Origin of the sequence: Streptomyces sp. NPDC018000 (assembly GCF_044328025.1) — a bacterium.
Classification (GTDB): domain Bacteria; phylum Actinomycetota; class Actinomycetes; order Streptomycetales; family Streptomycetaceae; genus Streptomyces.
Genome location: NZ_JBIRGM010000004.1, coordinates 556695 through 577030, shown reverse-complemented (window position 1 = coordinate 577030; position 20336 = coordinate 556695). Strand labels below are relative to the sequence as shown.

At 69.1% G+C, this 20336-nt stretch carries 18 protein-coding genes and 1 pseudogene; 10 read left to right on the top strand and 9 right to left on the bottom strand.

The annotated features are described in order from the left end of the window. Positions 1 to 244: 244 nt before the first annotated feature. Positions 245 to 2404, top strand: coding sequence for a RecQ family ATP-dependent DNA helicase (locus ACH4EW_RS14150; RefSeq protein WP_398255858.1), 2160 nt, complete (start codon positions 245 to 247; stop codon positions 2402 to 2404). Between the two features lie 164 nt (positions 2405 to 2568). Here the strand turns inward: ACH4EW_RS14150 and ACH4EW_RS14145 are convergent, their stop codons facing one another. The 3 genes from ACH4EW_RS14145 to ACH4EW_RS14135 form a co-directional block, all read right to left on the bottom strand. Continuing rightward, positions 2569 to 3996, bottom strand: coding sequence for an amidase (locus ACH4EW_RS14145; RefSeq protein WP_398255856.1), 1428 nt, complete (start codon positions 3994 to 3996; stop codon positions 2569 to 2571). Positions 3997 to 4155: 159 nt separating this feature from the next. Next, positions 4156 to 5793 (bottom strand): amidohydrolase, encoded by a 1638-nt coding sequence (locus ACH4EW_RS14140; protein WP_398255854.1) that lies wholly within the window; start codon positions 5791 to 5793, stop codon positions 4156 to 4158. A 65-nt stretch (positions 5794 to 5858) separates the two neighbouring features. After that, positions 5859 to 7325 (bottom strand): APC family permease, encoded by a 1467-nt coding sequence (locus ACH4EW_RS14135; protein ID WP_398256083.1) that lies wholly within the window; start codon positions 7323 to 7325, stop codon positions 5859 to 5861. A 171-nt stretch (positions 7326 to 7496) separates the two neighbouring features. On the opposite strand from ACH4EW_RS14135, the gene ACH4EW_RS14130 reads away from it, so the two are divergent. Beyond that, positions 7497 to 8213, top strand: coding sequence for a TetR/AcrR family transcriptional regulator (locus ACH4EW_RS14130; protein ID WP_398255851.1), 717 nt, complete (start codon positions 7497 to 7499; stop codon positions 8211 to 8213). 149 nt (positions 8214 to 8362) lie between these two features. Here ACH4EW_RS14130 and ACH4EW_RS14125 read toward each other — a convergent pair whose 3' ends face one another. The 5 genes from ACH4EW_RS14125 to ACH4EW_RS14105 all read right to left on the bottom strand — a co-directional run bounded on the left by ACH4EW_RS14125 (position 8363) and on the right by ACH4EW_RS14105 (position 11909). After that, positions 8363 to 9262: a hypothetical protein gene (locus ACH4EW_RS14125; protein WP_398255849.1), complete on the bottom strand. Its 900-nt coding sequence runs from the start codon at positions 9260 to 9262 to the stop codon at positions 8363 to 8365. Continuing rightward, entirely contained in the window at positions 9259 to 9939 is a 681-nt protein-coding gene (locus ACH4EW_RS14120) for a class F sortase (protein ID WP_398255846.1), read from the bottom strand. Before ACH4EW_RS14120 ends, ACH4EW_RS14125 begins: the two co-directional genes overlap by 4 nt. Then, positions 9939 to 10622 carry a hypothetical protein gene (locus ACH4EW_RS14115; protein ID WP_398255843.1) on the bottom strand — a complete coding sequence of 228 codons (684 nt, stop codon included), beginning with the start codon at positions 10620 to 10622 and terminating at the stop codon, positions 9939 to 9941. Before ACH4EW_RS14115 ends, ACH4EW_RS14120 begins: the two co-directional genes overlap by 1 nt. A gap of 94 nt (positions 10623 to 10716) precedes the next feature. Beyond that, positions 10717 to 11379, bottom strand: a complete 663-nt coding sequence (locus tag ACH4EW_RS14110) for a zf-HC2 domain-containing protein (protein ID WP_398255841.1) — start codon at positions 11377 to 11379, stop codon at positions 10717 to 10719. Next, entirely contained in the window at positions 11376 to 11909 is a 534-nt protein-coding gene (locus ACH4EW_RS14105; RefSeq protein WP_398255838.1) for a sigma-70 family RNA polymerase sigma factor, read from the bottom strand. Before ACH4EW_RS14105 ends, ACH4EW_RS14110 begins: the two co-directional genes overlap by 4 nt. A 429-nt stretch (positions 11910 to 12338) precedes the next feature. On the opposite strand from ACH4EW_RS14105, the gene ACH4EW_RS14100 reads away from it, so the two are divergent. The 8 genes and pseudogenes from ACH4EW_RS14100 to ACH4EW_RS14065 all read left to right on the top strand — a co-directional run bounded on the left by ACH4EW_RS14100 (position 12339) and on the right by ACH4EW_RS14065 (position 19953). Next, a complete protein-coding gene (locus ACH4EW_RS14100; RefSeq protein ID WP_398255836.1) occupies positions 12339 to 12506 on the top strand; it encodes a hypothetical protein in 168 nt (55 codons plus the stop codon). Positions 12507 to 12599: 93 nt separating this feature from the next. Continuing rightward, the gene (locus ACH4EW_RS14095) at positions 12600 to 13898 is read left to right on the top strand and encodes a DUF4192 domain-containing protein (protein ID WP_398255834.1); all 1299 of its coding nucleotides are present in this window, start codon (positions 12600 to 12602) and stop codon (positions 13896 to 13898) included. A gap of 364 nt (positions 13899 to 14262) precedes the next feature. Then, complete coding sequence (locus ACH4EW_RS14090; RefSeq protein ID WP_398255832.1) at positions 14263 to 15027, top strand: NUDIX domain-containing protein; 765 nt, start codon at positions 14263 to 14265, stop codon at positions 15025 to 15027. A 111-nt stretch (positions 15028 to 15138) separates the two neighbouring features. Next, on the top strand, positions 15139 to 15369 hold the full coding sequence (locus ACH4EW_RS14085) for a hypothetical protein (RefSeq protein ID WP_398255829.1): 231 nt from the start codon (positions 15139 to 15141) through the stop codon (positions 15367 to 15369). Further along, positions 15330 to 16067, top strand: a pseudogene (locus ACH4EW_RS14080) (ABC transporter ATP-binding protein); the annotation flags it as partial. The gene ACH4EW_RS14085 and the pseudogene ACH4EW_RS14080, both read left to right, overlap by 40 nt. Before the next feature lie 160 nt (positions 16068 to 16227). Then, positions 16228 to 17115 (top strand): FadR/GntR family transcriptional regulator, encoded by an 888-nt coding sequence (locus ACH4EW_RS14075; RefSeq protein WP_398255826.1) that lies wholly within the window; start codon positions 16228 to 16230, stop codon positions 17113 to 17115. Positions 17116 to 17439: 324 nt separating this feature from the next. Further along, positions 17440 to 18990 (top strand): RNA polymerase sigma factor, encoded by a 1551-nt coding sequence (locus tag ACH4EW_RS14070; RefSeq protein WP_398255824.1) that lies wholly within the window; start codon positions 17440 to 17442, stop codon positions 18988 to 18990. A 132-nt stretch (positions 18991 to 19122) separates the two neighbouring features. Continuing rightward, positions 19123 to 19953 carry a S1 family peptidase gene (locus tag ACH4EW_RS14065; protein ID WP_398255822.1) on the top strand — a complete coding sequence of 277 codons (831 nt, stop codon included), beginning with the start codon at positions 19123 to 19125 and terminating at the stop codon, positions 19951 to 19953. A 102-nt stretch (positions 19954 to 20055) separates the two neighbouring features. Here ACH4EW_RS14065 and ACH4EW_RS14060 read toward each other — a convergent pair whose 3' ends face one another. After that, the gene (locus ACH4EW_RS14060) at positions 20056 to 20289 is read right to left on the bottom strand and encodes a hypothetical protein (RefSeq protein ID WP_024489001.1); all 234 of its coding nucleotides are present in this window, start codon (positions 20287 to 20289) and stop codon (positions 20056 to 20058) included. Between the last annotated feature and the right edge of the window lie 47 nt (positions 20290 to 20336).

Sequence of the window (20336 nt, the reverse complement as noted above, 5' to 3'; positions counted from 1 at the left end):
CCCGGTCCGGCGCACCACGGTCAGTGTCCCGCCGGTGTCCGAGGGATCGTCCACGAGCAGTACGGGACCGCTCGCCGTGGCCAAGGCGTCGCCAACTCGGGCTCCACGACCGGTGCTTCGTGCAGAGCCCGGACCCGATGCCCTGGCCGCACTCGATCGGCGCGAGGCCGGTGGACCGATTGTGAGCCAGGTGTCACGTGGAGTGAAGTGGCTGATTGTCCTCGCTATCGGGTTGCATGGGGGCATGGACGATCTGGAGCTGCGCACTGAAGCCGATGCCATCCTCGCTGAGCTCGTCGGCGCCCCGGGGGGGTCGGCGCGGCTGCGGGAGGACCAGTGGCAGGCGGTGGCGGCTCTGGTGCAGGAGCGCCGACGTGCCCTGGTGGTGCAGCGCACGGGCTGGGGCAAGTCGGCGGTGTATTTCGTCGCCACGGCTCTGCTGCGCCGACATGGCGCAGGTCCGACGGTGATCGTCTCGCCGCTGCTGGCGCTCATGCGCAACCAGGTCGAGGCGGCGGAGCGGGCGGGTATCCGGGCGCGCACCATCAACTCGGCCAACCCGGAGGAGTGGGACACCATCTACGAGGAGGTCGAGCGCGGCGAGACCGACGTTCTCCTCGTAAGTCCGGAACGTCTCAATTCTATTGATTTTCGCGATCAGGTGCTGCCCAAGCTTGCGGCCACGACCGGTCTGCTGGTGGTCGACGAGGCGCACTGCATTTCCGACTGGGGCCACGACTTCCGGCCCGACTACCGTCGGCTGCGGGCGATGCTCGCGGATCTTGCCCCCGGCGTGCCGGTGCTGGCGACCACCGCGACCGCCAACGCGCGGGTCACTGCGGATGTGGCCGAGCAATTGGGTACCGGTGCCGGCGAGGCCCTGGTACTGCGCGGCCCGCTCGAGAGGGAGAGCCTGCGGCTGGGTGTGGTCCGGCTCCCGGACGCCGCGCACCGCCTGGCCTGGCTCGCCGAGCACCTGGACCAGCTGCCGGGCTCCGGGATCATCTACACCCTCACCGTCGCCGCGGCAGAGGAGGCCACCGCCTTCTTGCGGCAGCGCGGCTTCCCGGTGGCTTCCTACACGGGGCGCACGGAGAACGCCGACCGGCTGCAGGCGGAGGCCGATCTGCAGGAGAACCGGGTGAAGGCGCTGGTCGCGACGTCGGCGCTGGGCATGGGCTTCGACAAGCCGGACTTGGGCTTCGTGGTCCATCTCGGCTCGCCGTCCTCACCGATCGCCTACTACCAGCAGGTGGGGCGTGCGGGGCGCGGAGTCGAGCACGCCGATGTGCTGCTGTTGCCGGGCAAGGAGGACGAGGCCATCTGGCGCTACTTCGCCGATACCGCCTTCCCGCCCGAGGCGCAGGTTCGCCAGACGCTCTCGGCCCTTGCCGGTGCGGGACGGCCGCTGTCCGTGCCGGTCCTGGAGGCGTCGGTGGATCTGCGGCGCAGCCGGCTGGAGACGATGCTGAAGGTGCTGGATGTCGACGGCGCCGTCAAGCGCGTGAAGGGTGGCTGGACAGCCACGGGAGCCGAGTGGGCGTACGACGCCGAGCGCTATGCCTGGGTGGCGCGGCAGCGTGCGGCCGAGCAGCAGGCCATGCGCGACTACGTGAATACGTCCCGGTGCCGGATGGAGTTCCTGCGCCGGCAACTGGACGACGAGGGTGCGACCACGTGCGGCCGTTGCGACAACTGCGCAGGGGTCTGGGCTGATTCCTCTGTTTCGGCGGAGACGCTGACGGGGGCGGCGAAGGAGTTGGATCGCCCGGGGGTGGAGCTTGAGCCGCGCCGGATGTGGCCGACGGGGATGCCCGCACTGGGCATCGATCTCAAGGGGCGTATCCCGGCCAAAGAGCAGTGCTCCACCGGGCGTGCCCTGGGGCGGCTCTCGGACATAGGCTGGGGCAACCGTCTGCGCCCGCTGCTGGCTGAGAACGCGCCCGACGGGCCGGTGCCCGACGATGTCCTGCGGGCCGCGGTGGCGGTCCTCGCCGATTGGGCGCGCTCTGCGGGGGGCTGGGCGTCGAACGTCCCGGACGCCGCTGCCCGGCCGGTGGGAGTCGTCGCTGTGCCGTCCCTGGCCCGCCCGCAACTGGTCGGTTCTCTCGCCCAGGAAATTGCGACCATCGGCCGCCTCCCTTTTCTGGGCACCCTGACGTACACCGGGCCGAGCGGCGCGCACGCGGCACGCCGCAGCAACTCCGCCCAGCGCCTCAGGGCTCTGTCCGGCACCTTCACCATCTCTGAGGATCTGGCTGATGCCCTGGCCCGCTCTCCCGGCCCGGTCCTGCTCGTGGACGACTACACCGACTCCGGCTGGACCCTCGCAGTTGCTGCCCGCCTGCTCCGCCGGGCAGGCAGCGAACAGGTGCTGCCGCTGGTCCTTGCCGCAGCGGGCTGACCTCGCCTGTTCCACTCCCGCCACCGACCCGTCGCCAAGGACGAGGTCGGCGTCCTGCCCCGGTGGCGTTCCGACCTCGATCCGCGGGTGGCGACTTTCTGGGTGTGCCCGGCCTCCCGCGACCGAACACACCCAGTCCGTGCTTCCAGTGGAATGACGTCAAGTCAGAGGACCGGCACACTGTTCCAGGGGCGGACGGACTCGATCGCTGCCGCGGCTCGGAACACCGTGGTGTCGTCGTAGGTGCGTCCGACGACCTGTACCCCCGTCGGTACTCCGGTCGAGGCGAAGCCGGACGGCACGCTCAGCACCGGGCAGCGACTGGCTATGTTGAACGCTGTGGTCATCGCGGATTCCAGATAGAAGTCCAGCTCGACGCCGTTGATCAGGACCTTGGTCGCGAGGTAGTCGTCGTCCGCCTTGAGCGCCGGGATGGCGGTCGTCGGGCACAGCAGGACGTCATAGCGGTCCAGCAGGGCGCCGAGCGTCGTCTGCACGGCAGCCTCGATCTCAAGGCCCTGCAGGAAGCTGCCGGGCTCGCGGACGGCCTCGGAGGCCCGCTGGGCGAAGTCGAGCGCGTACGTGGTCAGCTGATCGCCGTGCTCGGCGGCGACCGACGCGATGTAGGGGCCGAAGATCGAGCCGAAGTGGATCATCGCTGCCCGCATCACGTCCGCCCGCATGATGGGGACCTCTACCTCCTCGACGACGGCTCCGGCCGCGCGCAGCGCCTCCGCGACCGCGCGGGTGTTGGCCTCGACCTCGGGATCGACCGGCCAGTCCCCGAGCGTGACCGAAAGCGCCACCCGCAGGCCTTCCACGCCCTCGAACCGCTCGGGCAGGACGAGCTTGGGCCGCAGCGAGACCGCGTCCAACGGGTGGGGCCCCGCGATGACGTTCTCCAACAGGGCGCAGTCGCCGACGGTGCGCGCCATCGGACCGTCGTGGCAGTACGTGTCGAGGTTGAACGGCGTCATCGCCGGCACACGCCCGTACGGCGGCTTGAAGCCGACTGTGCCCGTGTACGAAGCGGGGATGCGGATCGAGCCGCCGATGTCGGAGCCGGTTGCGAGCGTCGTCTCACCCGCCGCGAGCGCGGCGCCTGCGCCGCCCGAGGAGCCGCCCGGAGTGAACTCCAGATTCCACGGGTTGCGTGTGACGCCCCACAGCCGTGATTGTGTGTACCCCGCGCAACTGAACTCCGGGGTCGTGGTTCGCGCGTGCACGATGCCGCCGGCAGCCTGGACCCGCTCGATCACCGGGTGCGTCTGCTCGGCGATCTCACCCTGGAACGCCAGGGAGCCGTCCGTGATGCGGCGGCCCGCGATGGGCTGCTCCTCCTTCGTCGCGACGGCGAGGCCCTCCAGCGCGCGGGGGGCCTCGCCCTTCCCCCCGTACCGCGCTTCGGCCTCGCGGGCGGCGTCGAGCGCCTCCTCGAAGGTCCGCTCGGCAAGGGCGTTGACCTTCGGTTCGACGGCTTCGGCGCGCGCGATGACCGCGGTCATCAGCTCGACCGGTGACAGGGAGCGGTCGCGGAATCGGCGCAGGGCCTCGGTGGCCGGAAGATAGGCGATGTCGGTGAGGTCGCTCATGTGGCGGTCCTTTGCGATGAATCGGAAGAGTCGGGTGACGGGCGGCGGTCTTCGGAGATGCGGGTCGGACAGAGAGGGAGCCGATGCCCTCGTCACGCCGGCCGTCGACGAGCGCGTCGGCGAGGGAACCGGGGCAGCCGTGTGCCGAAGGTGCGGCCGTCAGGAGGCGGAGTGCACCAGCGCTCCCCCCACGTAGGTCTGCAGAACCCGGGCTGTGTGGATCTCCTCGGCCGGGGCGGTGAAGATGTCCCGGTCGAGGACCACCAGGTCGGCGAGGTGGCCCGGCCGCAGGGTGCCGGCGTCGTCCGTGCCGTTGACGTGGGCCGACCCTGCCGTGTAGGCCGCGACCGCGGTGGCGAGGTCGAGCCGTTGTTCGGGCAGGAAGACCCGGCCGTCTGTTGCCCCGGGCTCCATCCGGTTGACGGCGACGTGGATTCCGGCGAGAGGGTCGGGGCTGCTCACGGACCAGTCGCTGCCCGCGGCGAGGGTTGCGCCGGCCCGCAGCAGGGAGCCGAAGGGGTACTGCCAGGCGGCGCGTTCGGGACCCAGGAAGGGGATGGTCAGCTCGTCCATCTGCGGCTCGTGCGAGGCCCAGAGCGGCTGGATGTTGGCTATCGCACCGAGCAGGGCGAAACGCGGAATGTCGTCGGGGTGGACCACCTGCAGGTGAGCGAGGTGGTGTCGCGTGGCACGGCGGCCGTTGGCGGTGCGGGCCGCCTCGATCGCATCCAGCGCCTCGCGCACCGCGCGGTCGCCGAGGGCGTGGAAGTGCACCTGGAAGTCGAGCGCGTCGAGCTCGGTGACGTACCCGCGCAGCGCGACCGGGTCGACGAAGCTCAGGCCGCTGTTGGCGGTGGCGCAGCCGCAGCCGTCCAGGTAGGGGCTGGTCATCGCGGCGGTGAAGTTCTCCGCGATGCCGTCCTGCATGATCTTCACCGAGCCGGCCCGGAACCTGCCGTGGGCCAGTGCCTCGCGGCGGGAGACCAGCTCCGGGATCTGGTCGGATCCTCGGCTGCGGTCCCACCAGAGCGCGCCGTTGACCCGGGCGGTGAGGCTTCCCTCGCGGGCGGCGGTGAGATACGCGTCGGAGGGGTCGGGCTGGCCGTTGAACACGCCGAGCAGGGCGTCCTGCCAGCCGGTGATGCCGAGCGAGTGGAGCAGCCGCTGCGCGCGCAGCAGGCCGTCGAGGCGGTCGGCGGCGGTCTTTGCGGGCAGCAGTCGGGCCACCAGGCCGGTGGCGCCTTCCTGGAGGACGCCGCTCGGTGTACCGTCCCCCTCCCGTTCGATCCGGCCGTCGGCGGGGTCCGGGGTGTCCCGGGTGACGCCCGCGAGTTCGAGTGCGAGGCTGTTGGCCCAGGCACCGTGGTGGTCGCAGTTGACCAGGTACACCGGCCGGTCCGGCACCACGGAGTCGAGCAGCTGGCGGGTCGGAAGGCCGCCCTCGAAGCTCTCCATGGACCAGCCGCCGCCGGTGATCCAGGTGCTGTCGGGGTGGGCATCGGCGAACTCGCGGAGGCGGCGCAGGTATTCGTCGACTCCCACGGTGCCGGTGAGGTCGCACTCGGCGAGCTCCAGGCCGCCGTAGACGGCGTGGATGTGGGAATCCTGGAAGCCGGGCAGGAGCAGCTTGCCACTGAGGTCGACCACTTCGGTCTTCGGACCGATCAGCTCCCGTACCTCGTCATGGCCGACGGCCGAGATCCGCTCTCCGGTGACGGCGAGGCTGCTCGCCCGGGTGCGGGCGGGGTCCCCGGTGTGCACGGGGCCTTGGGTGAAGACCAGGTCGGCCTTGGTCATGGGAGGTACTCCTGGTAGGTCGGCGGTCCGCGAGCGGACCGCTTGAGGGAACGATGTGCCGCGCGTCAGCAGGGCACCGGCTGGCCGGCGCTGTTCGGTTCACTGTCAGCGGCGGCGTCGCGGTTACGGGTGAAGTAGGGCGACCGGCGGTGCCAGCGGGCCCACGCGGCGGCCAGCAGGCCCGAGCCGATCATCAGCACCGGGACGAGCAGTGCGAACCAGCCGTTGTCTGCGGAGACTTCGAAGTGGTCGGTGGAGCGATAGAAGGTCCAGGCGAGGTAGCCGCCGGTGGCGAGCAGCGCGAGCGCGCCCAGCACCGGTCCGACAACCGCGCGCAGGGCCTCCAGTGGTGAGGTGCGCAGCAGGTGGCGGAAGTGCACCGCGGAGGCCATGGCGGTGAGGGCGTAGTAGAGGGCGACGACGATGCCGATCGCGTTGACGGCGGCGAAGATCAAGTCGTTGACGGTGGGGATGACCAGGGCCATCGCGGCGAGGGCCAGGGCGATCGCGGTGATCAGCAGGGTGCCGACGGCGGGGGTCCCGTGCTTGGGGTGGAGGCGCGTCCAGACGGAGCCGAGAACACCGTCCCGGCCCATCGCGTACATTCCACGGGCAGTGGGGATGACCGAGGCTTGGAGCGACGCCACCGCGGAGAACATGAGGGCGATGAGCGGCAGCGCGGCCAGCGGCTGCTCGGCGAGCTTCATGCCGAAGTAGGCGAGCCCCTGCGCGCCGTTGTCGGCCAGTTCGTCCAGTGGCAGGACCCTCTGGAAGGCGGTGCCGGCGAGCAGGAAGAGGAGCAGCATGACGGTCAGGGCGATGAACCCGCCGCGGGAGGCGTCCCGCGGGTCACTGACCTCTTCACCGACGCTGAAGACCGACTCGAAGCCCCAGTAGCAGAAGACCGCGAGCACCATGCCCTGGGCGAGGGCTTCGGCCGAGGGGATGTCGAAGGGGTTGAACCACTGGAGCGAGAAGGGCTGGTCCCCGGCGAACAGGCCGTAGCCGCAGAAGGCGAGCAGCACGCCGTACTCGAAGATCAGCAGGTACTTCTGGAGACGCGCAGCGAGGTCGAGCCCGCGGACGGCGACCAGCGCGGCGGCGACCAGGACGGCCATGCCGAGGAGGGTGGACTGGAGGGTGGAGTCCGGATCGAGGGAGAGGCCGGCGACGCCGTGGACGCCGGCCTGGCCGAGGAGCTGGATGATCGCCGAGCCGGTCACCGTGGTGGTGTAGGCCATGAACACGATGGTGCCGACGACGTTGACCCATCCGGTCAGGAAGCCCAGCCAGGGGCTGAAGATGCTGCCGACCCACTTGTAGCTGCTGCCGGCGTTGGGTTCGACACGGTTGAGCCGCCCGTATCCGCCGGCTATGCCGAGCACGGGCAGGAAGGCCAACAGCATGATTGCCGGCAGATGCAGGCCGACGACGCTCGCCATCAGACCGAGTCCGATGCCGATACTGCTGGTGGCCGCAGTGCTCGACGCGGCGAGAACGATGCCGTCGACGACGCCTACGGACTTCCGCATCTCGGCCTGCGGAGCCTGGGCGTTTCTGCTCGGCGTGGTGCTTGCATTCTTCACTGGTATCACCAACGATCTTCACCTTGCTCGGGGGAGGGTGGCCGGAGGGGCCGGATGGCAGGCCATGAAACCGTTGACACCTTCACACGTCAATCACGTTGTCATAAGCTCCCGGTCATGACTGAGCGTGTGGTTCCGGAGCCGCAGCGGCGGCGCAGAAGGCCGACGAAGCAGGGCACGGTGCTGTCCGAACAGGTCATTGTGGAGACGGCCCTGCGACTGGTCGGCAGGCATGGTGCGGATGCGCTGACGGTCCGGCGGCTGGGAGCCGCACTGGGCGCCGATCCCAGTGCGCTCTACCGGTACTTCCGCAACACCGACGACCTGCTGCTGGCGGTCGCCGACGAGCTCATCGGCCGTGCCCAGCTGGGCTGGCAGCCCACCGGCGAGTGGCGTGCCGACCTGTGCGAACTGGGTCTGCGCGTCCATGCCTCGTACCAGGCGCACCCGCAGGCCGCCCTGTTGGCGGCGCACCGGACGACCGGGCGGGACAACGAGATCCGGGCCGTGGAGCTGATCCTCGGCGTGCTGCGGTCGGCGGGTTTACACGACCAGGAAGCGGTGCGGATCTATCACGCCTTCGTGGACCAGGCGCTCGCCTTTGCGGCCCTGGACGCGGCCGCGCTCGCTCTGCCGGCGCCCGCGCAGGCGGCCGATCTCCGGGTGTGGCAGGACCGCTACAGCCGTGTGGAGGCGAGCGCCCACCCCCACATCGCCGCCACTGTGCGCCTGCTGGCCGCCGACATGATGCTCAGTGGCTATCCGTTCGCGCTGGAGCTGCTGCTCGACGCCGTCGCGGCCAGGCTGCCCGGGGCAGGCAGGGAAGCCGGCTGAGTCCGGATCAGGCGCTCTCGCCATGCTCGCCCGGCTCGGCCTCGGCTTTGGAAGCCGACCTCCGCGTTCGACGCCGCGCTTCGTACGGTCTGGAATGAGGGCCGGTGAAGCGAGTGGCGTCCCTGCATCCGCTCCACGTTGTCACTGCGTCAGCGGTTGATCTCGACGAACCGTGTGCCGTCGTTGTTGAGAGGATTGGCATCGGTCGAGCCGGCTGGCTGGATGCTGTACCGGACGGCCTCCGGAATGCCGGTGGCTTCCCTGGGTATCTTGACCTTGAAAGTGAAGGTGGCCTGCGCCGGGATGTTCCCGAGGTGGCAGGTGACCGTCCCGTCCTTGGCGGGCATGGCGCACTCCTTGGGCCGCCCGTGCAGCGAGTATCCCGGGAAGGACTCGAGCCGGATCGTCCCCTTGGCGGGCTGCGAGCCCTGATTGCCGTAGTCGAAGTCGTACGTGACTACTCCATCGGCATCCGGCTTCGAGGCGCGGGGCGGCGGGAACATGAACAGGTCCACGTCGGCCTCCTTCTCCACGGCCTTGGTCTCGCTGACGCTGTCGCCCGGGGCGGAACCGTCGGCCACACTCTTCTCGGCCAACTTGACGCTCAGCGCGGGCTTCGAGGCGTCCCATCCGCCGTCGGGCGCCTGCAAACGAGCCTTGGTCGTACCGGACTTCGGCAGGTCGTCGTAGGTGATGCTCACCGTTGACCTGTTCACGCGCGTGCCCCTGCTGGCGACGGCCGCCCAGGTGAATCCGTTCTCCACGGTCATCCTCAGCTCGGCCCCCTCCGCCGGGCGCTCGCCCTTCCACCCGAAGGCCACGGGGACGGCCAGGCGGCCCCCGCGCGGCACGTTCAACGAATCCGCGGTCTGCACGAAGAGGCTCATGCGGGCACTGGTGGAGGCGGAGGCAGCACTTGGCGTGGCCTTCGCGGAAGAGGCGTCGGGCGACGAGCATGCGCCGACCAGCAGCGTGGCGGAGGCCAGTGCGGCGACGTAGACGCGTCGGGTGGCGCGTCCATGGGACGGATGTGCGTGCTGGGCAGTCATGTGGTTCGAGTCAACTCCGCGTAGACGATGATGTTGTCGGGCCTGTGGCCGTCGGCGAGGGAGCCGCCGCAAGTGACGATGCGCAGGGCGGCTGTGCTGGTGTCGCCGTAGACCCGCTCGGTGGGAAAGTGGTCCTTGGGGACCTGTTGCAGCTCCCGGACGGTGAACTCGGCCCGCGTGCCGTCCGCCCGGTCGACCAGAATCGTGTCCCCGGGGCGTGTACGGGAGATGTCGCGCAGCACGGCGGGGCCCTGGACGGTGTCGAAGTGGCCGATGAGCACGGCCGGCCCACGCTCCCCCGGAGTGACCGCTCCGGCGTACCAGCCCATGCGGTCCGCCTGTGCGACAGAGGGCACCTGCACGCCCCCGTCGCTGCGCAGGCCGAGTCGCAGCAGCGGGCCCGTGTCCACGCCCGCGGCCGCCATGCGGACCCGGACCGGCTCGGACCGGGCCAGGGGAGGTGCGGCAGCGGGCGTGGTCGTCAAGGGAGAGTTGTCTTGCCGGGAGGCTGCCGCCGGGATGTGCGCGCCCGTGTCGTCGGCCGGGACGCCCAGACCTCCGTACACGGCGATGCCGACCCCCAGGGCAAGCGAGCCCGCCCCCGCCACGGCGCCGCCGCCGGGGCGCCGCGGACGCGAGCCCGCGACGCCCCGGCGGCACGCATGCCTGCCGGTCATCAGGCGGCGGAGCCGCGGCGCCGCCTGATGACGGAGTAGCCGAGGGCCGCGGCACCGAGGGCGGCGACACCGCCGCCTACGGCGATGAGAGTGGTGTTGTTGTCCGTGACACCCTCGGCACCGGCGTCGACGCCACCCTTGGGCTTGTCAGCGGTCTGTCCGGCATCCTTGTCCTTGCCTGCGTCGGAGCCCGCACCACCGGCGGAAGCCTTGACGGCGAGACGCTCGCCGTCGGCGCCGACGAGGTACCAGGTGGTCCCGGCACCGGCCGGGGCGAGGCCGTGCCCCTTGACATCGCCGGCCGCGTCGTCCTTGGAGAAGTAGTACAACGGCTGGTCGTTGATGGTGAGCTGCTGCTTGCCCTTGGTCGGGGCCTGCGCGGAGTCGATGTGTCCGAGTTTGCCGGTCACAGCGCTGTCCGCCTCCTGCTTGTCGTCCGCGAGTGCGGCCGGCCAGGCCGCCACGCACTTGTCGTCGGCGCAGGCAGAGGTGCCCGCGGAGTCCTTCTCCCAGACGTAGAGTGCGTTGCCGTCCGAGTCGGCGAGCACCTTGCCGTACTGAGTGTCGATCAGTTTGAGTTCGCCGGTCACGGTGGACTCGGTGAGCGCGAGCGCGCTGGAGGCGCCGAGGCCGACGAGAAGGAAGGCGGCGGCAGTCGTGGTCGCGAGGCGCTTACTGGTCATGCTGTTGCTCCTGTTGATGTCGTCATGCGATGCAATGGTCGGCATTTCTGGGCCGAACTGCCGTACCGGAAAGGGAAGTGAAGCGGAACCGCGGCTAGATATGACGTTGTGTCAGATCCTTTTGCCGGGCGTCGAGGATGCTGATGTGGACGATGTCCTGGGCCTTGATGCCCGTGGCGCCGGTGACGCTGACCTTGCCGTTGTCGGGGCTGATCCAGGCCGCTGCCACTTCCTTGCGGCCGTCGCGGTTCTCGGTCACGAGCGTCACGCGCTCACGCGGTGGAAGGTCGCGCAGAGTGAGGCGTACTTCAGTGCCCCAGGGCCGGGAAGCAAGCTCGGCGCTGCCGGTGACCTGGCCGGGGGCTCCGCCGAGAGCGATATCACGTACGACGGCGGCCTGCGGCGGCGCGTCGTCACCGGACGTGGCGGTGCCGAGAGCGAAGCCGACCCCTGCGGCGCAGGCGGCCAGGGCGAGCCCGGCCGCGGCCAGCCGCCATCTCATCGGGCGTGCCGACGACGCCATGGTCTCGACGCGGCCTGGAGGCACCGGTGGGGCGCCTGTGGCCAGGACGTCGGGGACGTCGAGCAGCGCGTCGCAGGCACGGATGCACTCGGCGCAGGCCAGCAGATGGGCATCGACACGGGCTCGGTCGCAGGTGCTGAGTCCGCCCAGTACGTACGCCCCCAGCCAGCCGCTGACCTGCGCGTGCTCGGACGATGGACGGTGTTGCGGGTCATCCGGGTCGGACGCGCTCATGGCACCAGCCCCTGGTCCTGCAGGGCGGCACGCAGAGCACGGGCGCCGTAGTAGGCACGGGACTTGACGGTGCCTTCAGGTATACCGATGCGTTCGGCGGTCTCTGCCACGGTGCGTCCGTGGTAGTAAAGCTCCACAACTACCTCTCGATGGGATGGGGCAAGCCGGTCGAGCGCCGCGCGCACGAGCCAGACGTCCGCAAGCCGGTCGGTCTCCGTGGCCGGCGGGCTCGTCGCGTCGCTGAGGGCGACCAGTTCCTCGTGACCTCGGGTCAGTGCGGGCCGTCGGCTCTCGGCCCGGTGGTGGTCGACCAGTACGCTGCGCGCGATGGTGAACAGCCAGGACCGAATCTGGGCATGCGTGTACGGACTGTCCGGTGCGGGAACGCCCGAGCGCCAAGCCCGCAGGAAGGTCTCCTGGAACATGTCCTCGGCCTGGTGCCTGTCCCGCCAACGGGAATTGAGGTACGCGCGTACCGCAGGGCCGAACTCCAGCTGGAGCCCGTCGAGGCTGCGGATCGCCTCGGTCAACGGGGTGCCACGGCGGCTGCTGTCTGCTGGCGGGTTTGGTTCCTTCGCATGTCGACTCCCGGGTCACGGCATTTACCTTGCTCAGCACCCGGAACGGTGAGCCCGGGCGCCTGGTTCAACGGGAGGCGGATTTCTTTGAGCCCCATGAGACCCTCGGGGCCGGCGAAACGTGGAAGACATTCACATTCCAGGCGGAGTTGGAGCCTGACCTGAGTCAGCACGGCGATCGAGGATGGTCGGGGCCGAGCGCTCTTCCCTGGACACCGTCCCGCCGCAAGCCCGCCGCGCGCACGGAATTCGGCTGGCAGGGCACTTCTCCGGAGTCGACCGGCCCGTGCTCACGCGGCGCGGCGCCGTACGGGCGGGCTTCTCATGGATTGTCAACTTCTGGGCCGGTTCCAGTCCTGAGCGACTACCAAGTGAGTGTGTATGCATTCGTTCGGCATATCCCGGTCTCGCTTCCGGCCGGCCGCCGACGAGCATGTGATCGTGCTCTCCGAGCCGACGGCAGGGGACGAGGTGCCCGACGAGTTCGCGGCGGCCCGGAAGGAGTTGCTGGACTGCGGCCTGCATTGGTCATGGCCCCATGCAACCTGATGGATACGACAAACCGCGAACGGCCCCGCGGGCCTGTGGATAAAGTTATCCACAGGGGTCGCGGAATTTGTCCTCCCGCGGGACGGTCGTGCCATGAACCAGCACCACGAATCCACCGGTCCGGCCGACGAGCAGCAGATCACCCTGCGGGGGCCTGCCGAACTTGCCGATGCCCTCCCATATCTCATGGGGTTCCACCCGAACGACAGCGTGGTCATGGTCGCCCTCCACGGCGGCCGAGGCCGCTTCGGTGGGCGGCTCAGGCTCGGCATCCCGCAGTCGCCCCAAGAATGGCCACCCGTAGCCGAGCAGCTTGCCGAGTGCCTGATCAAGGGGAGCGAGCGGCGTGGGGAGCGCCCAGACGCGATCGTCATCTTCCTCTGCCAGGATCCTGCCGAAGGCGAGAGCGGCAGTCAGATCATGGAGCGGCTGAGGCCCCTTGCCCAGCGCCTGCGTACGGCCTGCGGTGCGCTCGACGTACCCGTACTCGAAGCGCTCTGTATTTCTGACGGCCGGTACTGGTCCTACTGCTGCCCGGACGAGCGCTGCTGCCCGACCGAAGGGAACCAGCTGGCTCTGCCCGGCACCTCGGTGATGGCAGCCGCCGCTGCTTACGCGGGCATTCAAGTGCGCGGAACACTTCGGGAGATGGAGGCCAGGCTTGCACCCCTGAATACGACGGCGGTTGCAGAGCAGCAACGGGCACTTGACTCGGCCGGGGCCGAGCTGGTGCCGAAGATCCTCGACGAGGTGGGACGCAAAGACGTGGCCCGAGATACCTTGGGGCTCGCCCGTAGGCTCATGAAACGCCTCAGGGAGGCACCGGTGACGGTGCCCTCCACGTCGGACATCAATGACGACGGGCTGATCAGCCATGACGAGGCCGCTGCGGTGATCCTCGGTCTGCAGGACCGGGAAACCCGTGACAAGGCCGCGGAATGGATGGAAGGACCCGAAGCCGATTCCGCCCTGCGGCTCTGGCGGGCGCTGTCCCGTCGCTGCGTCGCACCGTACGAGGAGCACGCCGCGGCGCCGCTGACCCTGGCCGGTTGGGTCTCCTGGTCGACGGGCGATGAACCGGGCGCACGGGTTGCGCTGGGTCTCGCCCTGCGGGTGGATCCCGGGTACACCTTTGCTCAACTTCTCCATGAGGCGTGCAACCAAGGCCTTGATCCGGAGGCGCTGCGCCGCTGCCTCCGAGGGGAGCGCAGTGCCCGGACGGGCCGCAGCGGCCACCGTACGGACCGGAGGACGCGGCCCCGCACGGCACGCCCGACCGCCGCACGGCGAAGGAAAACGCCATCCGGCTCCGCCCGCCCCGAAACGGCCACTACTCGACGCCGTCCCGGGCAGGCCTTCCCCAGCCGTCGCGGCTCCAGGAGCGGTCGATGACCCCTGTTCCTCGTCGCTCCGACCCAGCAGCTCTCCCTGACGGGGGCCCGCATCGCCCGGGTCGTCGTCGACGACGGCCCTCGCCGGAGGCTGTGAGGCGGCCTGGGTGCTGCGGAGGCACGCGGTATGAGAGGCCGGTGCCGGCCGAAGGGTGGCTGCGGATCGATCCCGTGCTGCATACCACGGCCGGCAGGAGTCGCGACTGTGCGAGGACTCGGTGATCTCCAGGGCGTCGGTGGCCGGCGCCCTGGAGATCACCGGCCGGTGAGCGGGCCTGGCCCCCAGCGAGCAATCCGGCTTCATGACGCACGAAGAGCACGGCGAAGGGAGTGTTTATCGTCAGGCAGACGACTATGATCACCGCATGCCGCCCTACGACCCGTCGACCTTCCCGCCCTTCGCTGTCACCGTCGACCTGGTCGTGCTCACGGTGCGCCGTCATGCGCTCTGCGCGCTGGTGGTGCGCCGCGGTGAGCCGCCGTTCCAGGGCCGATGGGCGCTGCCCGGCGGGTTCGTCAAAGCCGATGAGGGTCTCGGAGCCGCAGCAGCACGCGAGCTCGTAGAGGAGACCGGCCTTTGTGCCCAGGATCCGGCAGCCCCGGCGGTCGGCAACGGTGCTCATCTCGAACAGCTCGCCACCTACGGCGACCCCGGGCGGGACCCGCGGATGAGGGTCGTCAGCGTCGCTCACCTCGCTCTGGCCCCCGATCTTCCGGCCCCCCGGGCTGGTGGCGATGCGCACAGTGCGCGTTGGGCGCCTGTCGAGGATCTGCTCGGACCAGAGGGTGGCTTCGGCCATGAGGGCGAAAACCCGGCACCGCTGGCGTTCGATCATGCGCAGATCCTTGCCGATGGCGTTGAACGGGCGCGTTCCAAGATCGAGTACTCCTCTCTGGCCACCGCTTTCTGCCCGCCGGCTTTCACTGTCGGGGAGCTTCGGAGGGTGTACGAGGCGGTGTGGGGCGTGGTTCTGGACCCGCGTAACTTTCACCGCAAGGTGACAGGCACGCCCGGCTTCCTGGTGCCTGCCGGCGGGACGACCACTCGGCAGGGCGGCCGCCCTGCCCAGCTCTTCCGGGCCGGTGCGGCTACGGTGCTCAACCCGCCGATGCTGAGGCCAGAAGTCTGACCTCGTGGAACGCCCACGAGGTCGACGCTGCGCGAAAAGTCGGACATGTCGCGTTATATTGCTGCGGTAATGCTCAGCCGCCGAGCGGTCTCACCTTCCGCGAGAGAAGCGATGCTCCAGGCCATCGGACTCGCCAGTGCCCGCCGCCGTGGCCTTCCGGCCGCCGTGGACGATCTCACCTTCGAAGCCCGGCCCGGCTGCGTCACCGCACTCCTGGGCGCCCCCGGCTCGGGTAAGACCGCAGCCCTACGCCTGATGCTCGAACTCGACTCGGGGCGGGGGGTCACCCACTTCCGGGGCGCGAACTGCGCCGCCTCTTCGGTGTCAGGACAACAATCGTGATCACGGCTGCTGTTCTGGTCGCCTCGGTCGGGCTCTCCGTCCTCCTCGCCCGATCCGGTCATGCTCAGCTGCCGAAGGTGTCGGCGGCCTGGCCCTCGCTGCTGCCATTGCCGCCCGCAGCGGTCGGGGCCGGACTGCTCGGCGCTCTCTCGTTCGGCGACGAGTTCCGCTACCCGGCGCTCGCGGCGGGCCGAGGCGCCGTCCCGCGCCGCCTGGGGTTGCTCCTTGCCAAGCTGGTGGTGTCAGCGGGCGTCGCCCTGGTGCTGGCGCTGGCTGTCGTGCTGGCTTCCGCCGAAGCCTTTCACCTTGTGTACGGCAACGAATTGATCAAGGCCCCATCGAATTCGGTGTATCTGATGACGAGTTGGGCGGGGCTGACCGTGGGCTGCGCCTGGGCGGGCCTCCTGGCCGCCGGAGTCTTCAGAGCGACGGCGGCCGGTGTTGCTGCGGTACTTGCCGTTCCTGCGCTCGTTGTGCCGATTGTTCAGGGCTTGCTGACAGGTTTGGCCTCTCGCCCGGTCGTCGGGCTTCCGGTCGGGCTCCGCGAGCCGGTGTGGCCGCGCTGGTTGCAGGAGACGGACCGATGGGTGGCGGCTGTCGTGCGCGTGGTGGCACACCCGGTGGGGACTGCGTTGTCGTTGTCGGTCCTGATCTGCGCGTATCTGTTCACTGGCCTTCGTGGCAGGGTCCGTTGCTGATCGCAGGGCAGTGGTGGATCGCCCCGAGTCTCACAACTTCCTTAAAGGCGCCCGATTTCCACTAATAAGGCGTCAATTGGGGGGTGGGTGCCGATCACCCTTTCGTGTGCTTTTCACCAAAGACCTCAAGGGCTGGCTGGGCTGCGCCGACAAAGGATGCGTGAGTACCCTTGCGCACACCATGATGACCGCCGCCCGCTCCGCCGATTCCGGCCTCGCCGGCCCGGGTGAACTCGACCGCTACCCGTATGCGGAGGCGCCGGCCGGCGAGCGTGCCGCTCTTCGCTCCTGGGACGGCCCCGATGCCGAGCTCGGCCGGGCGAGCCGACGGGGCTCGGCCAGCCGGGGCCGTGGCCTCCATGGCCAACTCGTTCAGCAACTGGGCCAGATGATCGTCTCCGGCGATCTGGGCGCCGACCGCCCCCTCGTGCCGGAAGAGATCGGTCAGCGTTTCGAGGTCTCCCGCACCGTCGTACGCGAATCGCTGCGTGTCCTTGAGGCCAAAGGCCTGGTCAGTGCCCGGCCCAACGTGGGTACCCGGGTCCGCCCTGTCAGTGACTGGAATCTGCTGGACCCCGACATCATCGAATGGCGTGCCTTCGGCCCTCAGCGCGAGGACCAGCGCCGTGAGCTGGGGGAGCTCCGGTGGACGATCGAGCCGCTCGCTGCCCGTCTTGCCGCAGGTCACGGCCGTGAAGACATCCAGCAGCGACTCGGTGACATGGTCGAGATCATGGGACACGCTCTCGGGCAGGGTGACGGGATCACCTGCTCCCGGGCCGACGCGGAGTTCCACTCCCTGCTCATCCAGGCGGCGGGCAATCGCATGCTTGAACACCTCTCCGGCATCGTCTCCGCGGCCCTGCAGGTCTCGGGCGGTCCTGTCACGGGCTGCGACCGCCCCGGCGAGACATCCCTCGGTCACCATGCCCGGATTGTCGATGCCCTCGCATCCGGCGACTCTGCGGGCGCCGAAGCTGCCATGCGTCAACTGCTCGTCGTCCACCCCGAGGTGGAGCGGGTGGTGCCCGCACCCCGCGAGCACTGAGCGCAGCACGGCCAGGGTGTGCGAACCACGTGTCGCCGGGCCTCGGCGGTCCGGCGGCACAATTGTGGGGGGATGGCACCTCTGGTCACGTTCGTCGCAAATGAGGTGTGACTCGGGCCACGCGGATTGGGCGTAACACTCCTCGAAACAGTGCGATGACTTAAGAGGTGACAGCCGCGGAAGGAATACAGCAGCCATTAAGTGCGCTGTGCAGTTCTGAGGCCAAACCCGCGCCGTCGGTACATTCCCAACCCGGCGGTCGTCGGCTCCAGCCCTCCCCAGGGCCGGGCCGGAAGCCGTTTCCATCGTTCCGAGAGGTTGTTCGTGTCGGCCAGCACATCCCGTACGCTCCCGCCGGAGATCGTCGAGTCCGAGTCTGTGATGGCGCTCATCGAGCGGGGAAAGGCTGATGGGCAGATCGCCGGCGATGACGTGCGTCGGGCCTTCGAGGCTGACCAGATTCCGCCAACCCAGTGGAAGAATGTTCTGCGCAGCCTCAACCAGATCCTCGAGGAAGAGGGTGTGACGCTGATGGTCAGTGCCGCGGAGCCGTCAAAGCGTGCCCGCAAGAGCGTCGCAGCAAAGAGCCCGGTCAAGCGCACCGCCACCAAGACTGTCGCGGCCAAGACGACCGTGACCAGGACTGTTGCGGCCACTGCCGCCCCGTCGGCAGAGACTGTGGACGTGGTGGCCGGCGACGCTGCCGCGGCCGGCCCTGCGAAGAAGGCAGCAGCCAAGAAGACGGCTGCCAAGAAGACCGCCGTGAAGAAGACGGCGGCCAAGAAGACAGCAACGAAGAAGTCCGGAAAGCCGGACGACGAGCTCCTCGACGGCGACGAGGCGGCCGAGGAAGTAGTAAAGGTCGGCAAGGGCGAGGAAGAGGAGGGCGAGGGCGAGAACAAAGGCTTCGTCCTCTCCGACGACGACGAGGACGACGCGCCCGCACAGCAGGTCGCCGTCGCCGGCGCCACCGCCGACCCGGTCAAGGACTACCTGAAGCAGATCGGCAAGGTTCCCCTCCTCAACGCCGAGCAGGAGGTCGAGCTCGCCAAGCGTATTGAGGCCGGTCTGTTCGCTGAGGACAAGCTGGCGAACTCCGACAAGCTCGCGCCGAAGCTCAAGCGCGAGCTGGAGATCATCGCCGAGGACGGCCGCCGCGCCAAGAACCACCTGCTGGAGGCCAACCTCCGTCTCGTGGTTTCGCTGGCCAAGCGCTACACAGGCCGCGGCATGCTCTTCCTGGACCTCATCCAGGAGGGCAACCTCGGTCTGATCCGTGCGGTCGAGAAGTTCGACTACACCAAGGGCTACAAATTCTCCACGTACGCCACATGGTGGATCCGTCAGGCGATCACGCGTGCCATGGCCGACCAGGCCCGCACCATCCGCATCCCGGTGCACATGGTCGAGGTCATCAACAAGCTCGCCCGCGTGCAACGTCAGATGCTCCAGGACCTGGGTCGCGAGCCCACGCCTGAGGAGCTGGCCAAGGAACTCGACATGACCCCCGAGAAGGTCATCGAGGTCCAGAAGTACGGTCGTGAGCCGATCTCCCTCCACACCCCACTGGGTGAGGACGGGGACAGTGAGTTCGGTGACCTGATCGAGGACTCCGAGGCGGTCGTCCCGGCCGACGCGGTCAGCTTCACGCTCCTCCAGGAGCAGCTGCACTCGGTGCTCGACACGCTCTCCGAGCGTGAGGCGGGCGTGGTCTCGATGCGCTTCGGCCTCACCGACGGACAGCCGAAGACGCTGGACGAGATCGGCAAGGTCTACGGCGTGACGCGCGAGCGCATCCGTCAGATCGAGTCGAAGACCATGTCGAAGCTGCGCCACCCGTCGCGTTCGCAGGTGCTGCGCGACTACCTCGACTAGGTCGTAGGAGTACACGCGCCGAAGGCCCGGATCCCATGGAGGAGCCGGGCCTTCGGCCTATCTGCGGGTGCGGCCGGCGACGGGTCGGATGACTCTGGGTGGGAATGGTTCACCACAGAGTCAGGAGTGGGCATGTCCCGTACTGTCTTCCGCGCCATGGCCGGGCTGTTCGTCCTGATGGCCGTCACGGCTGCAATACCGCTTGGATCCGCCGCTCCGGCTGTTGCGGACAGCATCGTCATCGGTGGCCAGCCCGCACACGTCAAGGACAGCCCCTGGGTTGTGGCACTGTCCAGCCGCGACCGGTTCGGAGGGGCGCGTGCCGGGCAGTTCTGCGGCGGTGTCGTGGTGGCGCCGAAGAAGGTACTGACAGCCGCGCACTGCCTGAGTCGGGAGGCGCTCGGCGTCGATGTCGGCGAGGTGCACGATCTGCGGGTCATCTCCGGCCGAGATGTCCTGCGCGGCACCGGAGGGCAGGAGACGCCGGTACAGGCGGTGTGGAGCAATCCGAGGTTCGACCCCACCACGAACGCGGGGGACCTGGCGGTACTTACTCTGGCCGACTCGCTGCCCGCAACGAGCGTGATCCCGATGGCTGAATCCGGTGACGCGGCATACGAGCCAGGTACTGGCGCCGTCGTCTACGGGTGGGGCGACACGACCGGCAACGGCGACTATGCGTCGTCACTCCGCTCCGCCGAAGTGAGTGTCCTGCCGGACAGCCTGTGTCAGCAGACCTACCCGGGCGGCAGAGACGGTGTGTACGACGCCTCAGCGATGCTCTGCGCGGGCGAACTGCTGGGTGGGCATGACTCATGCCAGGGCGACAGTGGCGGGCCGCTGGTGGCGCGTGGGCGGCTCATCGGGCTGGTGTCCTGGGGAAAGGGCTGCGGCCGCGTCGGCAGCCCTGGCGTGTACACGCGGATCTCCGCTGCGATCCGCTGGATGTCAGGCGGTAGCTGAACGGTTTCGCTGCGTAGGCATGAGAGCGGGCGGCTCCCCGAATGGGGAGCCGCCCGCCGTCAGGTCCGGGACCTGACCCTGGCTCGTCGTGGACGCGAGGTGTCAGTGTTGTTCCTCTTCGGCGGCTTGGGCCTGCACGGCCGTCAGTCGGTCCGTCTCATCCTGTATCTCCGCGGCGATCTTCTTGAGTTCCGGCTCGAACTTGCGACCATGGTGGGCACAGAAGAGCAGTTCACCACCGCTGATGAGGACGACGCGCAGATATGCCTGGGCGCCGCAACGGTCACAGCGGTCTGCTGCGGTCAGCGGGCTCGCGGGGGTCAGAACAGTAGTCACGTCGCCTCTTCTCTAGCTCGACGAGCTGTCGTACCAGGGTCAACATC

Coding starts and splice junctions, on each gene's coding strand:
- ACH4EW_RS14150 (WP_398255858.1), top strand. CDS start 245: ATGGACGATCTGGAGCTGCGCACTGAAGCCGATGCCATCCTCGCTGAG.
- ACH4EW_RS14065 (WP_398255822.1), top strand. CDS start 19,123: ATGTCCCGTACTGTCTTCCGCGCCATGGCCGGGCTGTTCGTCCTGATG.
- ACH4EW_RS14145 (WP_398255856.1), bottom strand. CDS start 3,996: ATGAGCGACCTCACCGACATCGCCTATCTTCCGGCCACCGAGGCCCTG.
- ACH4EW_RS14100 (WP_398255836.1), top strand. CDS start 12,339: ATGCATTCGTTCGGCATATCCCGGTCTCGCTTCCGGCCGGCCGCCGAC.
- ACH4EW_RS14125 (WP_398255849.1), bottom strand. CDS start 9,262: ATGACTGCCCAGCACGCACATCCGTCCCATGGACGCGCCACCCGACGC.
- ACH4EW_RS14095 (WP_398255834.1), top strand. CDS start 12,600: ATGAACCAGCACCACGAATCCACCGGTCCGGCCGACGAGCAGCAGATC.
- ACH4EW_RS14085 (WP_398255829.1), top strand. CDS start 15,139: ATGCTCCAGGCCATCGGACTCGCCAGTGCCCGCCGCCGTGGCCTTCCG.
- ACH4EW_RS14135 (WP_398256083.1), bottom strand. CDS start 7,325: ATGCGGAAGTCCGTAGGCGTCGTCGACGGCATCGTTCTCGCCGCGTCG.
- ACH4EW_RS14130 (WP_398255851.1), top strand. CDS start 7,497: ATGACTGAGCGTGTGGTTCCGGAGCCGCAGCGGCGGCGCAGAAGGCCG.
- ACH4EW_RS14110 (WP_398255841.1), bottom strand. CDS start 11,379: ATGAGCGCGTCCGACCCGGATGACCCGCAACACCGTCCATCGTCCGAG.
- ACH4EW_RS14140 (WP_398255854.1), bottom strand. CDS start 5,793: ATGACCAAGGCCGACCTGGTCTTCACCCAAGGCCCCGTGCACACCGGG.
- ACH4EW_RS14115 (WP_398255843.1), bottom strand. CDS start 10,622: ATGACCAGTAAGCGCCTCGCGACCACGACTGCCGCCGCCTTCCTTCTC.
- ACH4EW_RS14120 (WP_398255846.1), bottom strand. CDS start 9,939: ATGACCGGCAGGCATGCGTGCCGCCGGGGCGTCGCGGGCTCGCGTCCG.
- ACH4EW_RS14090 (WP_398255832.1), top strand. CDS start 14,263: ATGCCGCCCTACGACCCGTCGACCTTCCCGCCCTTCGCTGTCACCGTC.